At 38.9% G+C, this 6,858-nt stretch carries 3 protein-coding genes; all 3 read left to right on the plus strand.

The features are described from left to right. Nucleotide 1: 1 nt before the first annotated feature. From EZ456_RS23520 to EZ456_RS23530, 3 genes are read left to right on the plus strand one after another with little or no spacing between them, the layout of a single operon-like run. A complete protein-coding gene (locus tag EZ456_RS23520; protein WP_131534420.1) occupies nt 2-1,702 on the plus strand; it encodes a RagB/SusD family nutrient uptake outer membrane protein in 1,701 nt (566 codons plus the stop codon). A 33-nt stretch (nt 1,703-1,735) separates the two neighbouring features. Next, nucleotides 1,736-4,816: a SusC/RagA family TonB-linked outer membrane protein gene (locus tag EZ456_RS23525; RefSeq protein WP_131534422.1), complete on the plus strand. Its 3,081-nt coding sequence runs from the start codon at nt 1,736-1,738 to the stop codon at nt 4,814-4,816. 9 nt (nt 4,817-4,825) lie between these two features. Next, a complete protein-coding gene (locus tag EZ456_RS23530) occupies nt 4,826-6,568 on the plus strand; it encodes a RagB/SusD family nutrient uptake outer membrane protein (protein WP_131534424.1) in 1,743 nt (580 codons plus the stop codon). The last annotated feature ends 290 nt before the right edge of the window (nt 6,569-6,858 follow it).

Genomic DNA, 6,858 nt, shown 5'->3' on the forward strand with positions numbered 1-6,858 from the left:
GATGAATACGAGAATAATGGTTTTCATGATGATCTTAATAGCTATGGCATCGTGTAAAAAATATGAAGAAACACCTTTACAAGGAATTAATAAAGATAATGTTTACGATCCATTGGATAAAAACGGTGATTTTGCCAGACAGGTACTTTCAGATTTATATACCTCATTACCTGATGGTTTTAATAGGATAAGTGGAGATGGTACTGTTGGCGATTTCCTTGATGCAGGCAGTGATGACGCGGTTCCATCAAGACAGAATAAAGTGGTCGAATATTATAGTAATGGCAGGTTAAATGCAACTAATAATCCAGATAATAACTGGGAAAGTGCTTACCGTGCAATTCGTGCAGCAAACGATTTCTTAGCCAATGTAGACGTTGTTCCTGTTGATGCCAATGCGCCAAAAACACTTCAATATTGGAAAGCTGAAGCACGTTTTATCAGGGCAATGAATTATTTTGAAATGATTAAAAGATATGGAGGTGTGCCATTAATTGGCGATAAAGTATTATCTCCTGATGCTAACTTACAGATTCCACGTAATACTTTCGAGCAATGTGTAACCTACCTGGTAAGCGAATGCGATGCCATTAAAGGTTTATTGCGTGTGGAGCCTGTTGCTGATTCTGACTTAGGTAGGATTACACGTGGTGCAGCTTATGCACTCAAAGCAAGAGTGCTGCTTTATGCGGCAAGTCCACTTTTTAATGGTGGAGGAATAGCTGGCGATGCTACTAAAAAAGCTTTAGCAGGTTACCCTACGTTTGATGCTACAAGATGGACACTAGCTTTAAATGCAGTACAAGAATTAATTAATTTAAATGCTTACCAGCTTACCACAACATTTAATGCTGCCTTTATCGGTAGAAAAAATACAGAGGTTATATTGGCAAAACAAAGAGCTAAAACCTTCGATCTGGAAACCAACAATGCGCCTGTAGGTTATACTACGCCATTGAGCAATGGCTTTACCAGCCCAACACAAGAGTTAGTAGATGCATTTCCGATGTTAAACGGATTAAGTATTACAGATCCAGCTTCTGGTTATGTGGCTGCTAATCCTTATGCAGGAAGAGATAAAAGGTTAGATAATACCGTTTTCTATAATGGGATCAGATGGTTGAGTCGTAATGTAGAAACTTTTGAAGGAGGTAAAGATAAACCAGGAGGTGTAGCTGTACAAACCAGAACAGGTTACTACTTAAAGAAATACATGGCAGATTTTTCTGCAGCAACAGCCTATGCTACGCAAGACCATAACTATATTATCTTCCGCTACGGAGGAGTCTTACTTGACTATGCAGAATGTTTAAACGAAGTGGGGAGAACAGCAGATGCCTATTCGCCATTAAGGTCGCTTCGTTTAAGAGCTGGAATTACTGCTGGAACTGGCGCAGATACCTATGGAATTAAGTCAGGCATGTCTCAGGCAGATATGCGTGCTTTTATCCAGAACGAAAGAAGGGTGGAGATGGCTTTTGAAGAACAGCGTTTTTGGGATATCAGACGTTGGAAAATTGCAGGTCAGGTTCTAAATGGCGCACTTCATGGTACACAGATAACCAGATCATCAGCAGGAGCTTTAACCTACGCGCCATATACAGTAACCAATACCACATTTAATCAGCGGTTTTACCTAATGCCTATCCCATATTCAGAGCTGATCACAAACAGAAGCCTGATACAGAACGAGGGTTGGTAATCATTAACAAATAAGTTAAAACTGAAAGCATTTATGAGAAAATATATATTCTTTTTAGCATTTACCATTTTGTCGAAGTTCCTCTTTGCGCAAAATGTTAATATACAGGGCCAGGTTAGCGATAAGGATGGCGGAATTCCTGGAGCAAGCATTATTGAGAAAGACGTTCCCGGAAACGGCGCATCCACTGGAACGGATGGTAAGTTTCGAATTACCTTAAGAGGTAAAAGCCGCATATTGGTAGTTAGTGCCATTGGTTATCTGGCAAAAGAGGTAACAATTGGCCAGTCAGCTAACATCAACATATCTTTAGAATCCGATGTAAAAGGTTTAGAAGAAGTAGTAGTGGTAGGTTATGGAACTACTAAGAAAGCCACTTTAACAGGAGCAATTAGTTCTGTATCGGGGCAGGATATCCGAAGAAACCCTTCGGCAAGTTTGCAGAATACTTTAGCAGGTCGGTTACCGGGTTTTAGTTCACAACAAACCAGTGGTCAGCCAGGATCTGATGGAGCAACATTTTTTATCCGCGGAACAGGTTCTTACACTGGGTCTAACCAACCGCTTATTATTGTAGATGATATTGAGTTTACCTATGCACAATTTGCTCGTTTAGATGCAAATGAAATTGAAAGCCTGAGTATCTTAAAAGATGCATCAACAACTGCTGTTTATGGCATTAAAGGCGCCAATGGTGTAGTTTTAGTTACAACCAGACGCGGGGTTGTTGGTCCGCCAAATATTACTTTCCGTAGCGAGTATGCTCTTTCACAGCCAACAAGGTTACCAAACTTTCTTAATGCTTACGAATCGGCAACACTTTTTAATCAGGCCAGAAAAAATGATGGACTACCTGTTCAATATACAGATGCTGATCTTGAGCATTGGAGAACTGGAGATGATCCTTATGGTCACCCCGATATAAATTGGAAGGAGGTTTTATTCCGTAAGTTTAGTTACCAATGGCGCAACAACTTCGATATTAGTGGTGGTAACGATGTAGTAAAATATTTTGCCTCCTTAGGTATGGTTACGCAAAATGGTATTTTAAACGATTTTGGAGCGGGTGAAGATGTAAACAATAACTTTTATTACAAAAGATATAATTACCGCTCAAATATTGATATCAAGGCAACAAAAACCTTAAATGTTAAGCTCGATTTATTTGGGAATATCGGAGAAAGAAATAGTCCGGTAATTCCTAATATAAATGGTATTCAGAATATCTTTTATTTTTACAACAGCTTTTTAACGCTGGCACCGTTCGCTTACCCTATTAATAATCCTGATGGAAGTTACGGCTACAGTTATGCACAACCAAACCGCTACTCATCACCTAATATTGTGCAGGCATTAACATTAGGAGGCTATAGCAGAGATTTCGAAAACAATATGAATATCAATGCTGCTGCTACACAAAAACTGGATTTCATCACAAAAGGACTTTCTTTAAGAGGGGCAATTGCCTATGGTAGTACTTATACCTACACCAGGGGATTATCAAGAGGAACTTTCCCTGCATTTATTTACAATACAACTGATGGAAGTTATACGCCAAAAGATCCAAACGTTTTTAGGGTAGGTACTTATTCGTTAAATTATAGTCCGGGGTCTACTACCAGAACCATTAATCCACAGGCCTCGTTAAACTACGATCGTACATTCGGTTCACACCATGTAGCGGGTTTGGCTTTATACAATAACAGAAGCTTTTTTGGATATCGGGATCCGGCCAATACAAACCGTATCCTAAACTTTATCCCAGTTCCAACAAGTGGTTTTTCTGGTCGTGTAGGTTACGATTACAAAGGGAAATATTTGGCCGAATTTAATGCAGGTTATAATAAATCAGAAGTTTTTGCATCGGGTAAAAAGTATGGGTTTTTCCCCGCTGGATCAATCGGTTATAACATTTCAGAAGAAAATTTTTTTAAAGAGAATATCAAGTTCGTTGATCGTTTAAAATTCAGGGCATCGTATGGGCTTGTTGGAACCGATGATATTGGTAATTACGCATACGCTTATTTACAGACTTATAACAACAGTGGTAACGTTTCATTCGGAACCTCTCACAATGCTTATAATGCCATATTCGAAGGCCGCTTGGCCAATTCAGATGTAACCTGGGAGAAAGTTAAGAAGCTAAATATTGGTATGGATTTAAGTATGTTTAAAGGACGTATTACTTCAACACTTGATGTATTCAATGATGATCGATATGATATCTTAACCAATAGAGGAACAGTATCTTATGTGTTTGGGCAATCTTTGCCTCCAGTTAACCTTGGAAAAACAAATAACAGAGGTTTCGAACTCGAAGTTGCCTATAATGATAAAATTGGAAAAGATTTCAACTACCGTGTTGGCGGTAATATCTCTGTAGCTAAAAATAAAATTGTTTTCCAGGATGAAGCCTTACCATTATTTCCATATCAACAATATACCGGTAATCCGATCAATACACCCAGACAGTTTAAATTCTTAGGTTTTTACCAAGATGCGGCGGATATTGCAAATAGTGCCAAGCCATTAACCGGAGTAAAACCTGGAGATATTAAATACGCAGATTTAAATGGCGATGGTGCAATTACCGATGCTGATCAATCTTATTTTGGGTACTCAAATACACCTAATACCATTGTCGGTTTTAATTTAAGTGCAAACTATAAAACCTTAAGCTTAAATGTGCTTTTTCAGGGTGCATTAAATTTTAATGTAGCTGGTGTTCGTGAGTCTATCCAGGCTTTTGGATCTAATTTGCAGGCTATTCACCAACAAAGCTGGACACCAGAGCTTGGTCAGAATGCCAAATATCCAATTTTATCAACCTCTCCCAATGCGATTTCCATCCCTACAGCACCTTCCGACTTTTGGAATGTTAGAGGAGATTATTTACGTCTGAAATCAATTGAATTAAGTTATGGAATTCCACAGAGTTGGGTAAATAAGGTGCGGTTAAAGGGCGCAAGAATATATGTTAATGGTACAAATTTAATTACCTGGACAAAACTTGGCTCGTTGTACGAATACGATCCAGAAATATCAAGCAACAATACCAACACCAATTATCCGCCACAAAGGCTTTACAACATGGGTTTATCGGTAACATTTTAAGTTTAAGCTATGAAAAGATATATTTTAATTGTTTTAATTTTAGTGGGATTAATATCCTGCAAAAAAGCAACCAGTTATCTCGATCAACAGAATGCTGGTCAAGATGTAACAGTCGTATTTAGCGATAGTGTAAGAACCCTGGGTTTTTTAAACGGAATTTATCAGGGACGTGGCTTTTCGTTTAACAAAGGCCGCTGGGATAGTCATGGAAACCTTGAAGAGGCTACCGATGATGCCGAATACCGTTATAGCGGATCAGGGCAATATGCTGTAATTTTGTATTCCGGAAACGTAAATCCGCTAAACGTAGTAAAAGGTACAACGACTGATTTTTATGTTCAGCCTTATTTACAGATCCGTGCAGTGAATTTATTTTTGTCGAAATTGCCAACAACACCATTAGCCCCTTCAACACAAAAACGTGTTGCTGCTGAAGCCAGATTTTTACGCGCATGGTATTACCATTATTTGGTGAAATCTTTTGGGGGCATTGCACTTCTTGGCGATAGGTTGTTTGATAAAGATGATATCATCGATATTCCAAGAAATACTTACGAAGATTGTATAAATTATATTGTAAGTGAATGTGATGCTGCTGCGGCAAATCTTCCATTAGATCAGTTAGATCAAGATTATGGAAGAATTACCAAAGGGATGTGCCTTGCATTAAAATCGAGGGTATTGCTCAGTGCAGCAAGTCCTTTATTTAATGGTGGTGGTATAGTTAAAACAGGTGCAATTGCCAGTGTAATTGCTTATCCTACTTACGATGCTACCCGTTGGGCAAAAGCAGCACAGGCTGCAAAAGATGTAATCGACATGAATAAGTATGAACTTCTTGTCGATAATACTACTGCTCCAGGCTTCGGTTTTTATAAAACTTTCATTAGTAGGGCAAACAGTGAAATGATATTTACATTTACACAAGCGCCAAATAAAGATTTTGAAGGACATTTTCTTCCACCATCACGTAGTGGAGGATTTTATTCTACACCTACACAAAATTTGGTCGATCAGTTCGATATGCGTAATGGAAAGCAGATTACTGATCCCACTTCAGGATATAACGCTGCAAATCCATATGTTAATCGCGATCCGAGATTCGGATACACAGTTATCTACAATGGTTCTAACTACGCAAACAATAGTGGTGCTCAGGCTCCTGTATTTACCTACGTAAACGCACCCTCAGATGGTAATGGAATTGGAACAACCTCAGGGTACTACGGTCGTAAAATGTGTGATGTTAACGTATCATGGGGTGGAAGTGCTAATGCTGATAGAGGCTATCCTTTGATGAGATATGCAGAGATATTGCTGAATTATGCTGAAGCGCTTAACGAATTGGGACAAACTAACGATGCACTTACTTATATTTTCAAGATCAGAGAACGTGCCGGTATTTTACCAGGTACCGACGCTAGATTTGGTATTAAAACAGGTATCAGCCAAGCAGAACTCAGAGATTTGATCATTAAAGAACGCCGTACAGAAATGGCTTTTGAAGATATGCGGTTTTACGACGAGAGAAGATGGAAAATTGCTGAGATAACTCAAAATGCTTTCAATAAAATTATGTTGATTACCCCAAAAAGTGGCACAACTTCTACTTCTACAGATGGTACTTCGTATAATTATCAAATTACAAACTCGATTAGGAGACATAACTTTCGTGTGGCAAATTATCTTTTGCCAATTCCACAGAGCGAAATTTTAAAACTTCCTTCGTACCTGCAAAATCCAGGTTATTGAGCGACATGAATGATTTGCGTGAGCAAATCAATGCTGTCTGATTGATGAGGGAGGGCCCCTCGGTATCGGCTTACAGGAGCAGGTACCAAACCTCCTCTAAGCTGCTTGGATTAAGTGTCCTGGTAGTGAGCGTTAGAGGAAAAGGCATCTTAGAGGTGTCAGGTGAGTATAAAGAAGATGAATGCAAATGAACTGCCGAAGAGGCGTCGAAAGGATTAGATGATGTCAAAACTAAAGTACAGTAACACTTTATTATCAGCAGAGAGGATGACCTGTTTACCGTCTCTGTG

This window comes from Pedobacter psychrodurus, from assembly GCF_004331735.1.
GTDB classification, from domain to species: domain Bacteria; phylum Bacteroidota; class Bacteroidia; order Sphingobacteriales; family Sphingobacteriaceae; genus Pedobacter; species Pedobacter psychrodurus.